This is a genomic window from Brevibacterium sp. GP-SGM9, assembly GCF_047300845.1.
In the GTDB taxonomy this organism is placed as follows: Bacteria; Actinomycetota; Actinomycetes; order Actinomycetales; family Brevibacteriaceae; genus Brevibacterium.
Genome location: NZ_CP178563.1, coordinates 3,345,347 through 3,360,966 on the forward strand (window position 1 = coordinate 3,345,347; position 15,620 = coordinate 3,360,966).

Annotated in this window: 14 protein-coding genes; 6 read left to right on the plus strand and 8 right to left on the minus strand. The window is 65.7% G+C overall.

The features are described from left to right. Positions 1-25: 25 nt before the first annotated feature. Positions 26-478, minus strand: coding sequence for a MarR family winged helix-turn-helix transcriptional regulator (locus ACH82I_RS15025; protein ID WP_413333742.1), 453 nt, complete (start codon positions 476-478; stop codon positions 26-28). A 96-nt stretch (positions 479-574) separates the two neighbouring features. Between ACH82I_RS15025 and ACH82I_RS15030 the strand changes: the two genes are divergently transcribed. Together ACH82I_RS15030 and fdhD are read left to right on the plus strand one after the other, a co-directional pair. Beyond that, positions 575-1,114 carry a MogA/MoaB family molybdenum cofactor biosynthesis protein gene (locus ACH82I_RS15030; protein WP_413333744.1) on the plus strand — a complete coding sequence of 180 codons (540 nt, stop codon included), beginning with the start codon at positions 575-577 and terminating at the stop codon, positions 1,112-1,114. A 5-nt stretch (positions 1,115-1,119) separates the two neighbouring features. Then, positions 1,120-2,007: a formate dehydrogenase accessory sulfurtransferase FdhD gene (gene fdhD, locus ACH82I_RS15035; protein WP_413333746.1), complete on the plus strand. Its 888-nt coding sequence runs from the start codon at positions 1,120-1,122 to the stop codon at positions 2,005-2,007. Between the two features lie 72 nt (positions 2,008-2,079). On the opposite strand, the gene ACH82I_RS15040 is transcribed toward fdhD, so the two are convergent. Next, positions 2,080-2,310 carry a hypothetical protein gene (locus ACH82I_RS15040; RefSeq protein WP_413333748.1) on the minus strand — a complete coding sequence of 77 codons (231 nt, stop codon included), beginning with the start codon at positions 2,308-2,310 and terminating at the stop codon, positions 2,080-2,082. A gap of 176 nt (positions 2,311-2,486) precedes the next feature. On the opposite strand from ACH82I_RS15040, the gene ACH82I_RS15045 reads away from it, so the two are divergent. Further along, on the plus strand, positions 2,487-3,815 hold the full coding sequence (locus tag ACH82I_RS15045; RefSeq protein WP_413333750.1) for an MFS transporter: 1,329 nt from the start codon (positions 2,487-2,489) through the stop codon (positions 3,813-3,815). Between the two features lie 79 nt (positions 3,816-3,894). On the opposite strand, the gene ACH82I_RS15050 is transcribed toward ACH82I_RS15045, so the two are convergent. Continuing rightward, positions 3,895-5,289, minus strand: coding sequence for an HNH endonuclease signature motif containing protein (locus tag ACH82I_RS15050; RefSeq protein WP_413333752.1), 1,395 nt, complete (start codon positions 5,287-5,289; stop codon positions 3,895-3,897). Between the two features lie 1,658 nt (positions 5,290-6,947). Between ACH82I_RS15050 and ACH82I_RS15055 the strand changes: the two genes are divergently transcribed. The 3 genes from ACH82I_RS15055 (at position 6,948) to crtI (ending at position 10,629) form a co-directional block, all read left to right on the plus strand. Beyond that, positions 6,948-7,280 (plus strand): hypothetical protein, encoded by a 333-nt coding sequence (locus ACH82I_RS15055; protein ID WP_413333754.1) that lies wholly within the window; start codon positions 6,948-6,950, stop codon positions 7,278-7,280. A gap of 440 nt (positions 7,281-7,720) precedes the next feature. Beyond that, the gene (locus tag ACH82I_RS15060; RefSeq protein ID WP_413333756.1) at positions 7,721-8,890 is read left to right on the plus strand and encodes a phytoene/squalene synthase family protein; all 1,170 of its coding nucleotides are present in this window, start codon (positions 7,721-7,723) and stop codon (positions 8,888-8,890) included. Positions 8,891-8,958: 68 nt separating this feature from the next. Then, positions 8,959-10,629 (plus strand): phytoene desaturase family protein, encoded by a 1,671-nt coding sequence (crtI, locus tag ACH82I_RS15065; RefSeq protein ID WP_413333758.1) that lies wholly within the window; start codon positions 8,959-8,961, stop codon positions 10,627-10,629. A 115-nt stretch (positions 10,630-10,744) separates the two neighbouring features. Here crtI and ACH82I_RS15070 read toward each other — a convergent pair whose 3' ends face one another. Genes ACH82I_RS15070 through ACH82I_RS15090 form a run of 5 tightly spaced genes read right to left on the minus strand, consistent with a single transcriptional unit; the run spans position 10,745 to position 15,576 of the window. Next, positions 10,745-12,427 carry an FAD-dependent oxidoreductase gene (locus tag ACH82I_RS15070; RefSeq protein WP_413333760.1) on the minus strand — a complete coding sequence of 561 codons (1,683 nt, stop codon included), beginning with the start codon at positions 12,425-12,427 and terminating at the stop codon, positions 10,745-10,747. Next, positions 12,424-12,810, minus strand: coding sequence for a lycopene cyclase domain-containing protein (locus ACH82I_RS15075; RefSeq protein ID WP_413333762.1), 387 nt, complete (start codon positions 12,808-12,810; stop codon positions 12,424-12,426). The genes ACH82I_RS15070 and ACH82I_RS15075 overlap by 4 nt, the downstream gene beginning before the upstream one ends. Continuing rightward, a complete protein-coding gene (locus ACH82I_RS15080) occupies positions 12,807-13,184 on the minus strand; it encodes a lycopene cyclase domain-containing protein (RefSeq protein WP_413333764.1) in 378 nt (125 codons plus the stop codon). Before ACH82I_RS15080 ends, ACH82I_RS15075 begins: the two co-directional genes overlap by 4 nt. Continuing rightward, on the minus strand, positions 13,181-14,524 hold the full coding sequence (locus ACH82I_RS15085; RefSeq protein ID WP_413333766.1) for a cytochrome P450: 1,344 nt from the start codon (positions 14,522-14,524) through the stop codon (positions 13,181-13,183). Before ACH82I_RS15085 ends, ACH82I_RS15080 begins: the two co-directional genes overlap by 4 nt. Next, entirely contained in the window at positions 14,521-15,576 is a 1,056-nt protein-coding gene (locus ACH82I_RS15090) for a polyprenyl synthetase family protein (protein ID WP_413333768.1), read from the minus strand. The genes ACH82I_RS15085 and ACH82I_RS15090 overlap by 4 nt, the downstream gene beginning before the upstream one ends. Positions 15,577-15,620: the final 44 nt, after the last annotated feature.

Below are 15,620 nucleotides of genomic sequence, written 5' to 3' on the forward strand. Positions count from 1 at the left end.
GTGCTCAACCACCCGCCGAGGCGGCTCAGCCGTCTTCTTCCGCCGTGGCCCGTTCGGCGACGCTGTGGTCGTAGAGCTTCTTCATCAGTGCGTGCAGCGTCCGCTGCTCGTCCTCGTCGAGGACGTCGTCGAAGAGGGCAGACTGTTGGTGCAGCTGGGAGGGGAAGGCGCGTTCGAGGAGGGCAAGCCCCGCCTCGGTGAGGGAGATGTGCTTGGTCTTCCACGTCTGCTCGCGGGTGATGAGTCCCTCGCGTTCAAGGCGGGCGAGCATTCGGGAGATGCCGCCGCCGCTGACGGTGAGCCCCTTGGCGAGGTCGGTCTGGGTGACGGGCTGGAAGTTGCGGATGTGGGCCAGTGCCTCGAACTGGGCGACGGTGAGGCCGAACCGGCGCAGATGATCGTTCGAGAGCTGATTGCTGTTCTGGACGAAGCGGACCATCCGCAGCCAGATGAGCGTGCTCAGCGACAGATCCTCCACCGCGCCTCCTCCTCGTTTCGAGATCCCGGGTCGGACTCAGTTCGCGATCTCCGGTCGGGCTCTCAGCTTACCCACCGGGAGACGTACGATGGCATCGTGAGCACAGACAACGACAACGCCGGACTCCTCGGCGCCGGACGGTCGGCGGCGGTCATCATCGCCTCCACCTCGGCGGCCAGGGGAGAGGCGGCGGATACGACCGGTCCGATCCTCGTCGAGTGGCTGCGCGGCCGCGGCTATGACACCCCTGATGCGATCGTCGTCCGCGACGGCGAACCGGTGGGTGAGGCGCTCCGCGCGCTACTCATCGACACCCCGCCCGAGGACCGCCCTCGGATCATCGTCACCAGCGGCGGGACGGGTTTGGCGCCCGATGACCGAACCCCGGAATTCACCGCCGAGCTCCTCGAACGACAATCGCCGGGCCTCGTCTACGCAATGTGGCGCAAGGGGCTCGAATCGACCACCTCGGCGGTGATGAGCCGGGGCGTCGCCGGTGTGCGGGGACGCAGCTTCGTCATCAATTTCCCGGGCTCGAAGGGCGGAGTCAAGGACGGAATCACCGTCATCGACGACCTCCTCGAACACATCCAGACCTCGGTCGAGGACACCACCGACCATGGGCCCAGGGTCTGATCGCCATGCAGCAGCGCAGAGCCGTTCGCGCCCGAGTCCACAAGTTCGACGCCACCGGAGAGATCTCCGCCGGCCCGGATTCCCTGGCCGGGGAGGAGCCGCTCGAGATCCAGCTCGACGGCGAGCAGTTCTCCGTGACGATGCGCACCCCGGGCAACGACGTGGAGCTCGTCGCCGGATATCTGCTCTCCGAGGCGGTCGTGACTTCGATGGACGACATCGTGGAGATCGACTTCTCCGCCGGGCTCGCTCCCGACGGCTCCCGCAACTACAACGTTGCGAAGGTCCGGCTGCGGCCGGGTATGTGGAGCGCCGAGGCGGCCCCTGCCCGATCCGTCTACACCTCGTCCTCGTGTGGAATCTGCGGGACGGCGGCCATCGATGCGGTGACGAAGACCTCGGCCTATCCGCTCATTCCCGCGTCGTGCCACCTCGGCGAGGACGAGGAGTATGAGTTCCCGCCGCTGCTCTCCGCGGCCCGGATCGGCGAGCTCCCGGATCGTCTGCGGTCGCAGCAGACTGTGTTCGACAAGACCGGGGGAGTCCACGCCGCCGCTCTCTTCGCCGTCGGCGAGGACCCGAATGCTGAGCCGGAGCTGCTCATCGGTCGCGAAGATGTTGGCCGCCACAACGCGGTGGACAAGGTCATCGGCTGGGCCATGGCCAACCACGAGAAAGGCCTGCCCCTGCGCAATACAGTGCTGCAGGTCTCGGCGCGTGCCTCTTTCGAGCTCGTGCAGAAATCGGCGATGGCGGGCATCCCGCTGATGTCGGCGGTCAGCGCGCCCTCGGCGATGGCCGTCGACTACGGGCGAAGCGTCGGCGTGACAGTCATCGGCTTCAACCGCCGGGGCCGTTTCAATGCCTATTCGTATCCCGAGCGAGTGGCCTGAGCTGAGTGGCCTGACCTGAGGGGCCTCGCCCTCAAAGATCTGAGCCGGGACCAAAGCGGCAGTCTTCGGTGCTCAGATGCTCGGCAGCTTGTCGAGCATCTCCCCGAGTCGCGCACCACAGAGTCGCACGATCGCCCAGCCGATGAGCGCCGGAACGATCGTGATCGCGAACATCCACCAGGCGGCCTGGGCTTCTTCGACGAACTGGATGATGGCCACGACGATGACGATCATCGTGGCGCCGATTCCCAGTCCGAACATTGCCGCCCCGGCCATGGCGGTGACGACTCGCAGCTTCGACATGTGCCACAGACTAGCTGGCCGTGATTCTCCTGCACTCACTGTCGATGACAGTCACCGGTGGTCATCAGGCGGACTCATTCCACCGCGATTCCACCACGGAATATCATGCTGAGTTGGACCGTGAAGAGGAGTGACGGGTGGACAGCAGCGTTCGGCGGGCACCAGACACAGGACTGTTGACGGTCCTGCTGGGTGCCGTCAGCGCCGGACCGCTCCTGCTCTACGGACTCAGTGCCTCCAGCGATTCCCTCATCGTCGATCTCGGCATCACTGAAGCCCAGTTCGGTCTCTTGGCCACCGCCTGCTTCACCTGCGCCGCGATCGGCAATGCCACCTTGGGGCGCTTGGCGGACAGGCACTCAGACACTTCGCTGATGACGGCGATCTTCGCGCTCGCCGCGGCGGCTCTGCTGTTGGTCGGGATTCCTGCAGGCTTCGGAGTGCTGGTGCTTGCCGCTGCGATCTCCGGGGTGGCCCAATCGTTCACCAACGGGGTCACGAATCGGATCCTGCTCGATCGTGTTCCGGACTCGAAGCGGATCGGATGGGTGGGAATCAAACAGTCCGGCGTGCAGGTCAGCCAGTTGGTGGCGAGCGTCGTCTTTCCGCTGCTGGCCGGCATCGCCGGGTGGCGGGGTGCGTCGCTCGTGCTCGCGCTCATCCCGCTTGTCCTCATGGTGATGTCCTGGCATACCCTGCGCGTCACACCGATGCTCCCGGGAGTCGCAGAACCGTCCGTCGATGACGAGGCTGACGGCGGAGCAGAGGCTGTTGGCAGCGACGAGGCCGTGGCTGCTGGCAGCGACGAAGCTGTGGACACTGCCGAGACGACTGACGACCCCACCGAGGTGACCGATCCTTCCGCGGCGACTGGGGCTTCCTCGGCGACTGACGTCGTTGCTGAAGCTGCTTGGACCCGTTCGCCGAGGTATCCGATGATGGTGTGGGCGCTGGGGCTCTTCGGTCTACTTAACGGAATCGCGGTTCAGGCAACGAATGTCTATATGCCGCTGTTCTCCGTGCGCGAGTTGGGTTTCCCGCTTGTGCTCGGCGGTGCCACGGCGGCACTCGCCGGAGCGGTCGGCGTGGCGGCCCGCGTCGGATGGGCGAGACAGATGGCACGCGGCGCCTCAGGTCCTCACGTGCTGCTGCTCCTGGCACTCATCGCCCTTGTGGGCGCGGGAATGTTCTCCGTTGCAGGGTTGACTGGTTGGGCATGGCCACTGTGGCTTGCGGCGGCACTGCACGGAGCCTCGGCGCTCGGTGTCTCCGTGGTTCTGATGAGCGCTCTCATGCGATCAATCCCCTCGGCGTCGATGGCTTCCGCCAGCGGAATGGTCACGGCCGGCATGTTCGCTGGATTCGCCGCTGGCCCGCTGATCATGGGGCTGATCGTCAGCTCGTCTGGCGGCTTCCAGCTGGGGTGGGCTGTCGTCGGCCTGATCTATCTGCTCTGCGCGTCACTAGCCGTGGTCCTCATGCGAGCGGCCGGCAAGACTCGCTGATCCCAGTCACCGCCCAGTCTGCCATTCTCGACAGCTGTCACCACCAGCAAACGGTCGGACTGCAGACGGACTCGGGCGATCAGAATGGAGGGGGATCCGATTCCGGATCGTGCTCCCATTGGATCCGTGGCTGTGGTTTCGGGCGGTCTGGCTTGTCCACCCAAATGTGGCCGTTGATCAATTTGTGGGCGAATCGATCCGCGATGTACCGGTCGGGCTTGCGCCAGTACCCGGTGTATCTTCCTGGGCCAAGTTGCTTCATGGTCACAGGGTTGGGCCCTGGTGGAAGTTCCTTTTGAAGTCTCGTTACGTCCCAGTCCAGTGACCGCTCGAGCATCTGCCGGTGTCGTTCTGCTCGATTGTGCTCGAACCTCTCCTGCAGTGCGCGCTGTCGTGCTGCTTTTTCCTCGGCGGCCCGTCTGGCCTCCGCCCGTTCTCGAAGTGTCGATTCTCCCGGCATGAGTTCGAGGATTCTCGGAGGCGGAGGAACCTTATGTTTGGGTACTCTCCACCGTCGGGGCTTGAGGTTGCACAGTTCATTCAACTGCTGAGCTTGGGCAACATTGATCGGCTGATCCGGTGCGAAGTTTCGGGCCTTCACCCCATGACGGAACTCGTATTCGACCAGGCCCGATTCGGGCATTCGCACGGTGTACCTTTTGGCAGTCTTCAGCGCATGATGCCGTTTGCACAACGGGTGCAGGTTCCCGAATTGGGTCTTTCCACCCTTCATCGGATCGAGGTGGAAGAACGGAATGACGTGGTCGATCTCCGTATTGACGGCCCGGCGTGTGCAACCGGGGATCGTGCAGGTCGTCCACTGGGCGATGAGTGTTCTGCGGAGATCCTTGGGAATGGAGTAGCTGGTGGCTTTCGCATCGAGGGGAGTCCCGGTGGCCGGATCGGTGAGGATCCTCGTCAGGCTCGGGCTGTCGCCGGCGAGTCGGCGGGCAAGATCCGCCGGAATCGGTGATCCGTCCGGCAGTATGCCCGGCAGTTCGGACTGTCCGATCAGTGTGAGGAAGGGGACGGTTGCGACGAGACCTGCTTGGTTCCTCAGCCAATACTCGTGGGTCGGCATTTCCACCGATACCATAGTGTCGAGGCCTTCGAAACTCTGCGGAGTGGTTCCGAAGGCCGAATCGGCGCCGGCCGATGGACCGGCGGAGTCGGTGAATCCGGCCGCAGTCATGAGCCCAGAGGCGGACGTGTCTTTGGCGTCGAAGAGCGGAGTTCCTTCGTTGTCGAGGAGCGGCCGTGTATCGCTGGAGAGGATGCCTGTCGCGGGGTCGACTCGGCGAACGGTGATATTGAGCTTGGGCTGAGGGCGCAGATAGATATCGCTCATCAGCGCCTGCATGTCCCGGTCATCGACGATCTTGGTTCCGGCCGGAAGATTGAACGTGTTCACCTGGTCGGTCCTGACCGCTTTGGCCATCGCGCGGACGCGGTCGTAGCTGGCATTGATCTCCAACGCGGGCCCCCACAGTCGGATGCTGGCTGTGCCGTCCCGGTGATTGGTGACGTCGACGAAACGACGTTCGGATGCGATCTGAGAACAGTCCTCGCGCGGTTGAATCAGCTGGAGGATCTTTCGCAGTGCTCTGAGCAGCGAATCGCTGGTCACTGACGATCGACATTTGGCGAGGTAGTCGTCAAGGTGGGGGAGATTCTGGAACTGGGTATCGACGCAGAGGTACGCGACGGCTTCGACGTGTGCGGTGGCGAACTCTCCGCGCCGAGCGCGTTCGGCGAATCGCGGCAGCCCATGGATGACAGTCATCGCGGAGGTCAGCTGGCGCAGAGCCCGGACCACGGATGTTCCGAGAATGGTTGCCGCCTCAGCGACGTCTTCCGGTGCCACATTTTCACGTGACCACTCGAAGAAAGTCATGGACCTGGAGTAGTAGGGGAAGTTCGGGAGGTTCTCGGGGCTCGCTTCGGAAGACCCTTCGGACTTCCCTCCCGGGGCGCCGTCTGCACCGTTGGCGGTCTCGGCCTGCTGGGACGAGGCCTCAGTACCGGAGTCCTTGAGTGCCAGCGGAGCGCCGTAGGTGGCACTCCACGGATCGGTGTCGATACGGGTGGCCGGTCGGTCGCCGGAGACCGCCCCGGTGCTTCGGGCAGAGGCCGGCTCAGCTCCTTCGCCAGGTGCCGGCTCGGTGGCCGGTTCGGAAGCGGGCCCAGATGATTCTTTGTCCGTATTCGCAGTCGACTGGGCGATCGTTGCGAAGCGGTAGGGGGTGCCGTCTTCGGGTACCGGGGTGTCGAGTGCTTTGATCACCTCGTCCAGGACGGTTCCCGAGATCAGTTCGAGGACGAGGATGTGGGCTTGGTCTGCTGCCGTCGACGCCTTAGCCAACTCGGTGAGGCTTGAACCGATCCTGAGTGAGTAGCGGGCGGATTGAAATGGCTCCTCTGCCTTCGTGCCGGTTGAGTTGTTCTCAGCGTCTGACGAGTCATTGTCGTAGTCAACGGTTGTCTTCATGTCGTTTCACCTGCCTCTGACATCTTTGTCGGGGAAGAGTGGTGATATTTATTCGAAGAATCTAGTACATCAATGGTAACAGAATCGAACTAGATATGTAAATACCTATTTGAATAATATTTCCATTCCATGACTGCCTCTCGTTTTCCGTTGAGCATCTTTGTATATTCAGGATCGCATACGGCACTGACACGAGATTTTCGGTGTGGATCGATGGCGAGTGTGGCCGCGTTTGGCGCTGATCGGATCCGCGCTCGACCGCGCGCAGCCGGATTCGAGTTGGGCTTCTCGTCCGGATGCGTACTTTTTGTCTTCGGCGGGGTCGTCGGGCCTGGCGTTGTGGCGGATCGGTGCCGGATTCTGGGTTGCGCGGCGGTTTTCACGGGTGGGCTGCGGAACGGTTTTCATGGTGTGGGCTGCGGGTCTCGACTCCCTGGTGTTCAAGGGCGGATACGCGTTGCATAATAGAACGCATGAACGAATATGAGGTGCAGGATGTGGGGCACTCGCGTGACGAGCTGCCGACATCGGGGTCGGCTGTCGCCTCGGGGTGCCAGGGGTCGCTGAAGCGTCAGGACGCACCGAAGTGCCAGAGGCTGTCGGGCCGACAGGTGCCGTTGGAGTGCCAAGAATCTCCTGAATGGATGACGCGGTACAGGGATTTCAAGTCGCTGTGCGCAGATGTCTCGGGCGAATACATCCGCTTCTACCTCACCACCGGATGCGAGCAGATCGACTATGCGCATTCGCAGAACACCGATGGCCTGCCGAGTTACTCCTGCCGACTGACATCGACTGACGGTGCGGTGTTCACGCTGACTCTCGACGACTGGAGGTCGCGGCTGGGGGAGGTGCCCGAAGTGGTACGCACTTGGCTTGGAGACCACTCGAATCTACGCGGGTGCAAGCCGGCGAAGTCCCACTATCAGGGCGATCGGTACTGGCTCAAACGGTGGCAGCTGGCGAACCCGTGGTGATGCCGGCGCGAGGCTGCCCGTGATGTCAGGCTCGGGTTTCGTCAGGCCAGGCCCTGTCGGGCCGGGTTCCGGTGGACTGTGTGGCCGTTCTGGCTGCAGGTCGTTCCCGTCGTCTGCATGCCACGTCTGGTTGCGGGCCTCTCCAGTCGTCCGCGCGCCACTCCTGATCGCATGCCGTTCCCGATCGCACGTCATTCCCGTCGTCCGTACTCCACTCCCGATCGCATGCCGCTCCTGATCGCGAATCACCCCCGGCCGCACGCCCACCCCCGGCTGCGCGTCCACCCCGGGCTGCGCGTCCGTCCGCAGTCGCTCGACCTCCTCGGATTCGCTGAGAATATCGCCTTCGATTGCGCGCCGGGGCAGTTCGTTAGCTAAGCTAACGATATGTCTTCACGATCAGCGCACGCGACCTCGGAACCGGTCGAGGTGCTGTCGTGATGAACTCGACCGCATACGACCAGTTCAGCCGCACTGCACGGCAGGCGGCGAAAACGGTGATCGCGAACTATTCGACCTCGTTCGCCCTGGCCACACGATTCCTCGGGCCGAGCCACCGCGCCCACATCCGCAATATCTACGCGCTCGTACGCATCGCCGATGAGATCGTGGACGGACTCGCAGCCGACGCGGGTCTCACGCCCGAAGACCAGGAGCGTCTTCTCGAGAGCTTCGTGGCCGCCACGAAGACCGGACTGGAGCGAGGCATCAGCGACAACCTCATCATTCACGCGTTTGCGCAGACGGCACAGGCAGCGGGCATCACCGCGGAACTCATCGACCCCTTCTTTGACTCGATGCGCACGGACCTCGAGTCCGCGCACAAGGACTTGGAATCTCCTTCCCCAGCCACCAGAGTGCTTGCCCAGCGACCGTTTTCGCCGACCCCGTCGACTCGGCAGAACCAACCGCGTCCGCCGGTGCCACCGGGCCCACCAACCCCGCCGACCCACCCCACCCCGCCAGCTCCCACCCCGCCGGTCCCGTCGACGCCACCGGTCTCACCGCCCCGACCGACCCCACCGCCCCGACCGACCCCGCAACCGCGAGGGCTGCGCGGCTTCGATGCCGATGAACACAGTCGGTACGTCTACGGATCCGCCGAGGTGGTCGGGCTGATGTGCCTCACCGTCTTCCTCATGGACGAAGACCGCACACCCACCCAGCGTGAGCGGCTAGAGTTCGGTGCCAGGCAGCTCGGTGCGGCCTTTCAGAACATCAATTTCCTGCGCGATCTCGCCGATGACAGCATTCGTCTCGGCCGCAGCTATCTCACCGCCGAGGGACGCCTCACCGAAACGGAGAAGACAGCCTGGGTGCGCACTATCCGCGACCAGCTCGCCCATGCCGAGGACACCATGACACTGCTGCCCAGGGATGCCCGCGCGGCAGTCCGCAGCGCCGCCGCACTCTTCACTGCCCTCATCGACCGGATCGCCGAGACTCCCGTCGCCGAGCTCTACGTCAAACGCATCCGCGTCCCCAACGCCGTCAAGGCGCGACTGGCGGCGAAGGCCATTCTGACCACGGCGGCAGAAGGCCGAACACTCGAGCACGCGCGAAGCGAGAACGAAACAAGTGTGCACGCGCGACACGAGGGCCGCCAGTGACCACCGGAACTAGCGGAACAATTGGAACCAGCGGAAACACACCAACCCCCAGAACCACCCGAACCGGCGTGATCGGCGGGGGAGCGGCCGGTCTCGCCACGGCCATCCTCTTGGCCCGGGAGGGGCATACGGTCGATCTCTTCGAGAAGAACGACCACCTCGGCGGGCGCATCGACGTCTTCGAACGGGACGGATTCCGGTTCGACACGGGTCCCTCCTGGTATCTCATGCCCGAGGTCTTCGACCATTTCTTCGCCCTGGCAGGCACCACCGCCGAGGCGGAGCTCGACCTGCGCACGCTCGATCCCGGTTACACGGTGTTCAGTCGGGCCGGCGCGGTCGGTCCCGCCGACGCCTCGACCGTTCCGGTGCGATCGTTGACGATTCCCCACGGACCCGCCCGCGTCCTCACTGCCTTCGATCGCACCGAGCGTGGTGCCGGGCATGTCCTCGACGACTATCTGCAGTCGGCGAAGCGGACGAAGGAGCTCGCCCTCGCGCACTTCCTCTATAACCCCTTCACCTCGGCCGCCTCGGTGCTCGACCGTGAGATCCTCGGGTCCCTGCCGACTCTCATGCGCATGCTGGGCACCTCCCTCGAGACCCACGCGAATTCCGCCGTCCGGGATCCGATGCTGCGACAGATCCTGCAGTACCCCGCGATCTTCCTCGGCACCGATCCGCGGCGGGCGCCCGCGATCTATCACCTCATGAGCACCCTCGACCTCGACGAAGGCGTCCGCTATCCGATGGGCGGATTCAGCACCATCATCGACTCCCTCGTCCGGTTGGCCAGACAGGCGGGCGTGCGCATCCATACAGGTGCCGATGTCACGCGGATCCGCGCCGAGGCGGTGCCGCGGTCGGCGCGCGCAACGCCGGCCCGCGGCGCGAGGGTGAGAGGCATGAGAGCGCGCGACATGAAGGCGCACGGCAGGACTGTCCACAATGCCACGAAGAATCGCCGGGTGACCGGTGTGACCTGGGTCGATGATGCGGGTGTCGAACGAGAGCACCCGGCGGAGATCATCGTCTCCGCAGCCGATCTCCACCACACGGAGACCCGCCTGCTCGACCCGGTCGACCGGAGCCGCCCCGAGGGATCATGGCAAAAGGTGACCAGCGGGCCGGGCGCCGTGCTCGTCCTTCTCGGCGTCGCCGGAGAGCTGCCGCAGCTGCCCCACCACTCGCTGTTCTTCACCGAGGATTGGGCGGCGAACTTCGACGCGATCTTCGGTCCGCACCCGCGGATTCCCTCACCGGCCTCAATCTACGTCTGTCGCCCCAGCGCCACGGACCCGACCGTGGCACCGCCCGGACACGAGAACCTCTTCGTCCTCATCCCCATCCCGGCCGATGCCGGAATCGGCGCCGGGGGACCCGACGGAACCGGCGACCCGCGCATCGAAGCCGCCGCAGACAGGGCCATCGATCAGATCGCAGCGTGGGCCGAGATTCCCGACCTGCGGCAGCGGATCAGAGTGCGACAGACACAGGGCCCCACAGACTTCGCCGAGCGGTATCACTCCTGGTTGGGAGGCATGCTCGGCCCGGCTCACACCTTGGACCAGAGTGCGATGTTCCGGGCGAAGAACGCCTCGACGAAGCTCGACGGCCTCTACTATGCGGGCGCCACGACCTCGCCCGGCGTGGGCGTGCCGATGTGCCTGATCAGCGCCGAGATCGTCCTCAAACTCATCCGCGGCGACTCGAGCCCGGGGCCTCTGCCGGTGACGTGACCTCTGCTGATAGTCGTGTTCGCTGTTGGTGACGTGTCCCGACCGTCGTCGGGGCCTGACCTGATGACCGGTTCGCTGCCTGGATGATCGTGCGCCGCCCGGCAACGCACGATCATCAGCGGCGAAGAGCGCCGATGAGTCCTCGTCGCAGCAGCCCGCGCCGAGGCGGTGACCAGATGTCCGTGCCCCGCACCCTCCACCCGGCCAGCAGTTCGTTGGCGGCCATGAAGCCCGTGGTTGCGGCCCGCTCCATGAGCGCCACCGGCGTCTCGCACCGGAGGGAGTCTCCGGCGAGCACCAGACCGGGAAAGGGCGTCGATACGCCGACTCGGCGGTTCCATGGCCGAGGATCGGCGAGGCCGCAGTCGTCCTCGATGAGGAGTTCCTGGTCGACGATCGGGATGTGCCTCGTCTCCGGGTAGGCCTCGTACAGGTCAGCCACCAGCTGAGAGGTGATCGCCTCGCGGTCGAGATATTCGAGGGCATAGGCGTGCAGCTCGACGACCGATCCGCCGTGAGTCTGCCGCCACCGTCGGGCTCCGGCCTCGAAACGGTCCAGCACGGAGACGTTGTCGAGCAGTCGGTAGCCGGTGGTGCCGAGGAACGCGGCCCGATTTTCCGCCACCTCGCCACCGAGCCACAGTCGCAGCACGGCGAACGCAGGCGCGTTCGTCTGCGAGACCAGGTCTTCGACCCATCGTTTTCGAGCGGAGACATCGTCCCCTCCGGTCCGGTCCGAAGGCCGGGGGGCCTGCACTGAGTCCACTGACTCGGTCGGCTCGGATCGTGACGCGAGATCGGCCACGAGTTCGCGCAGGCTGCGGGGGTCGACCGCGAGGACGACGGCATCGGTCTCGGCTGCTTCGGTGGTGCCAGTGCTGGTCGTCGTCTCGACGGTCCACCCGGACCCGTCCGACCGACCAAATCCGTCCGATCGACCAGCGCCGCTCGAACGTCTAGACCTCGCCGCCCGTCCAGATCCCTCCGACCGGCCACCGTCGCCCGACGGCCACAGCCCGGTCACCTCGGTGCCAGTGTCGATCCGGACCCCCGCCTCAGCGAGGTGTCGGCCCAGGGGCGCCCACAGGGCGGTGTCGTAGTCGTCGTCGGGGACGTCGAAGAGCAGGCCTTCGGACGAGCCGGTGAAGTACGTGTGGAACATCGCCACGAGCTCCCCGGCCGCGAAATCCGCGGGGTCGGCGAAGAAGGACCGGGCGAAGACCTCGAGAGCCAGGTGCCTGGCTCCCTCGGGGAAGCGCAGGCGGTCGAGGAACGCCTCGGCGGATTCCCCGTCATACCTGTCCATCGACGACGGGAAGTCGACGTCGATGAGTTCGCAGGCGGTCGCGAGGTTTACCTCGGCGAGGCCGCGGAGCGGAAAACTCGGACTGCTGAGCACGAACCCGGCCAGACTGAACGGGGGAGTGCGGGGAATCGAGGCGAAGGAGTCGAGGACGCCGTCTCTGCGCAGCAGGGGATAGTCGCCGGCCGGCACCAGCCGCCGCAGCCCGGGATCGGCGCGGGAGAGCAGACTGCGCAGGTTGTAATACTGCCGGAAGAAGGCGTGGAAACCCCGCGACATGGTGCGCTCGCCGGGAATCCCCCACGCCCGGACCCTCCCGCCGAGGCGGTCCTCCCGTTCGATCAGACGCACCGTGGCTCCGTGCTCGGTCAGGATCGTGGCCGCCGCCAACCCGGCGATGCCGCCGCCGATGATCGTGACGTGCTTGGGTCGCAGGAGCCGATCCCGTCCCTGGTGGGAGGGGATGCGGAGTGCATGACGGTCGCGGGGAGTCATCGGTTGCCGGCCTCCTCGGTCCCGGCCCCGGCAACATCGGCTCTGGACTCGTCAGCGGCCTCGGCGACCGGGGAACGACGGTTCATCCTTCGCTGCCAGAGCATGAGGACGGCGGTGATCATGGCGAAGCCGAAGCCGAAGTCCTCGATCGGGATGTCGAAGGGGAAGCGGATGCCTGAGAACTCGTCCGGGTTGTAGAGCACGATCGGGTTGCTCAGCTTCGTCAGCCAGCCGTCGACGAGACATTGGAAGAACAGGCAGATGCCCAGTGCCGCCCAGTACTGGGCACGGCGGAAGATGCCGCTGCGGACGACGAGCAGCTCGAGGACGATGACGACGACCATGCCGATGAGCGTCATGATCGTGTATTCGGGAAGGTTCATCGCCGGCCCTCCTCGTGCGCCTGTTGGGCATCGCTGTGGCTGCGTCCGCCGCCACGGCGTGACCGCAGAGCCGTCAGCACCGTCCCGACTGCCTCGTAGCTGAGCAGGGCGCACAGGGGGATGACGAGGAAGAACACGAGCTCTTCGAGTGGAAGGTCGCCGAGGCGGATGCCGGTGACGAACCGCTCGTTGTAGTGCCAATGATCGCGGGCGATCGCCACCACGTCCCAGACCGAGAAGACGAGGACGACCGGAACGATCGCCCACAGTGCGGACTTCCAACGGCGGTAGACCCGTGCCTGGAACAGGAGTTCGAGCGGCAGGGTGATGAGCACGCAGGCGCCCATGAGCAGCAGGTATTCGTAGGCGCTCATGTCGGCTCCTCGTGGCCAGCCGGCTGTCCGTAGTCCGGCTCCCCGTAATCCGGTTCCCCGCGCTCCGTGCCGTGTCCGTGGTCGAAGGCCAGTTCCAGACCGCGGATGCGGTAGCCGGCGATGACGCTGTCCCAGCCGATCGTCGGCTCGTTGAGGATGCGGGGGCGGTGGGCAAGGAGGCGGTGGAGCAGGGCATCGGTCTCGAGCAGGGCCAGCGGCTGGCCCGGACAGGAGTGGGCTCCGTCGCTGAAGCTCATCCCCACCGCGGGCACCCCGTCTGCCGTGAGGCGGGCCGGGCACAGGGAGTGCGGATCCGAGCCGTCTCCGCCAGATTCGGTATGGTCTCGACCAGACTCGGTCGGGTCGAAAGCGGCAGGGTCCGTGTTCGTCTCGCGGACGCAGACGTCGATGAGATCTCCCCGCGCGATGGTGTGGGTGCTCCCGCCGTCCGCGATCTCGACCTCGTCCCGGGCACGACGGTAGAGATGGCCGACGACGGGTTCGAGGCGGATGATCTCCTTGAGGATCTCGAGGCGCCGAGGTTGCTCCGCCCGGCTGTACTCCGCACCCAGATCCGGATCGCTGAGGAGATGCCAGCAGGCCATCGAGATGAATTCCCGGGTCGTGACCATGCCCGCGGTCCCGTAGGTCACGCATTCGACGAGGATGTCGCTTGTGCTGTGTCCCGATTCGATGAGATGAGTGAGGACATCGCCGCCGGCCCGAGAGCCGCCGCGGTCGCGCCGTCTCGCCCTCACTGCGGGGCGGACGTCGGCGAGATAGAACCGTCCGATCGGCACGAGTCCGTTGATCGCGGCCTGCAGCCACTGCAGGCGGGTGCGTCCCCAGTTCGGGGTCGCGAGGTCCACGGGAGGTTGGGTGAAGAAGCCTTCGAGCCGGCGGGACATGCCTGCGACACTCGATTCGGTCAGTCCCACCACCTCGGCGGTGACTTCGACCGCGAAGTGCAGGGCCACCTCGTCGAGTCGGCACCGCCCCTGCCTGACGACGTGCTCGACCGCGGCCTCGGCGCGTTCGGCGATGAAGTCTCCGTAGCGGTCGGCGACCACGGCAGGAGCGAAGAAGCGGGCGAGATCCCTGCGCTGGGCGTCGTGGGCCGGGCCGTCGGAGATGAGGATCGGGTGGCGGCGGAAGATTCCGCGCGGAATCCGCTCGGCGGTGAACCCCGCCTGAGATGTGCCCTTACGGGCGCGCAGCACAGCCCGCGCCGCGGCGAAGGAGCGGATGCGCCAGATGGCGGACGGGCCCTCACCGATCACCTCCCGTTCGACGCTCGGTTCGGCGGCCTCGTCCTCCCGCAGGGCCTTACGTGCGCTCATGACTCCCGCAGCCCGCTCGCCGCGGTCAGCGCGTGCAGAGATGCGGCGAGGCGCGGCGGAAGATCCGCCTCATCGATGAGCCGGCCGATCGCCTCGCAGCGTTCGGCGATCATCGACTCGACGAACATGCGTGCCCCGGTGGCCTCGATGCTCTCGCGCAGACGCTGACCGTCGACTTCGTCGAGATCCGGGCGGCCGAACAGGTGGTCAACCTCGGCCCAGCCCGGGTCAGGGCGGGCGAAGGCGATGAGCAGGGTCTCCTTGCCCTCCCGCAGATCGCTGAGCACGGACTTGCCGGTCCGAGCCTCGTCGCCGAAGACCCCGAGCACGTCGTCGCGCAGCTGATAGACGATGCCGATTCGGCGGGCTATCGCCCCGAGCCGGTCGATGAGCTCGGGTGAGGATCCGGCGAGCACAGCCGCTACGGTCACCGGGGCTTCGAAGGAATACGCCGAGGTCTTACGGGCGATCATCTCGAGTACCTCCTCGGCGCTCGCCCGCTCGAGGCGGAGGCTCAGCCACACATCGGACTGCTCCCCGGCCGCGCTCTGCGCGATCGTGTCCTCGACGATGTCGAGGATGGCGATGCGACGGTCGCGGTCGACATCGAGCCTGGCCAGCAGCGACTGGGCGAGGGTGAGCATGAGGTCCCCGGCCAGCAGCGAGGAGGCCTCACCCCAGGTGGTCGCGGTCGATTCCGGCGCCCCGCGCTCTATGGCCTCGGCGGCGAAGCTGCCCGTGATGTTCGGTTCGCCGCGGCGCAGGGTGTCGTGGTCGATGACATCGTCATGGACGACGAGGGCGATGTGGAGCAGCTGCATCGCGCAGGCCGCATCGATCGCGGCGCTCTCATCGGTCCCTCCGAGTGCGGTGTGGGTGTCGATGAGCAGTCTGGGTCGGAGCAGCTTCCCGCCGCGCGCGATCCGCTCGAGGCGGTCCCAGAGCCGCTCGTATTGGGGTGTCAGGGAGCGGGCGCGCCCGCGAGAGGCCGCGAGCACTTCCCTCATCCGGGTCTCGATGGTCAGTTGGGCCGGTAGTGCCTGGTCGGTCATCGGCGTCCGCCGTCATCGCAGTTCAAGACCATCTCCACGTCACG

Excerpts from the sequence above, each read along its gene's own strand:
- ACH82I_RS15085 (WP_413333766.1), bottom strand. The coding sequence starts at position 14,524 with ATGAGCGCACGTAAGGCCCTGCGGGAGGACGAGGCCGCCGAACCGAGC.
- fdhD (WP_413333746.1), top strand. The coding sequence starts at position 1,120 with ATGCAGCAGCGCAGAGCCGTTCGCGCCCGAGTCCACAAGTTCGACGCC.
- ACH82I_RS15075 (WP_413333762.1), bottom strand. The coding sequence starts at position 12,810 with ATGAACCTTCCCGAATACACGATCATGACGCTCATCGGCATGGTCGTC.
- ACH82I_RS15070 (WP_413333760.1), bottom strand. The coding sequence starts at position 12,427 with ATGACTCCCCGCGACCGTCATGCACTCCGCATCCCCTCCCACCAGGGA.
- ACH82I_RS15090 (WP_413333768.1), bottom strand. The coding sequence starts at position 15,576 with ATGACCGACCAGGCACTACCGGCCCAACTGACCATCGAGACCCGGATG.
- ACH82I_RS15040 (WP_413333748.1), bottom strand. The coding sequence starts at position 2,310 with ATGTCGAAGCTGCGAGTCGTCACCGCCATGGCCGGGGCGGCAATGTTC.
- ACH82I_RS15080 (WP_413333764.1), bottom strand. The coding sequence starts at position 13,184 with ATGAGCGCCTACGAATACCTGCTGCTCATGGGCGCCTGCGTGCTCATC.
- ACH82I_RS15060 (WP_413333756.1), top strand. The coding sequence starts at position 7,721 with ATGAACTCGACCGCATACGACCAGTTCAGCCGCACTGCACGGCAGGCG.
- ACH82I_RS15055 (WP_413333754.1), top strand. The coding sequence starts at position 6,948 with ATGACGCGGTACAGGGATTTCAAGTCGCTGTGCGCAGATGTCTCGGGC.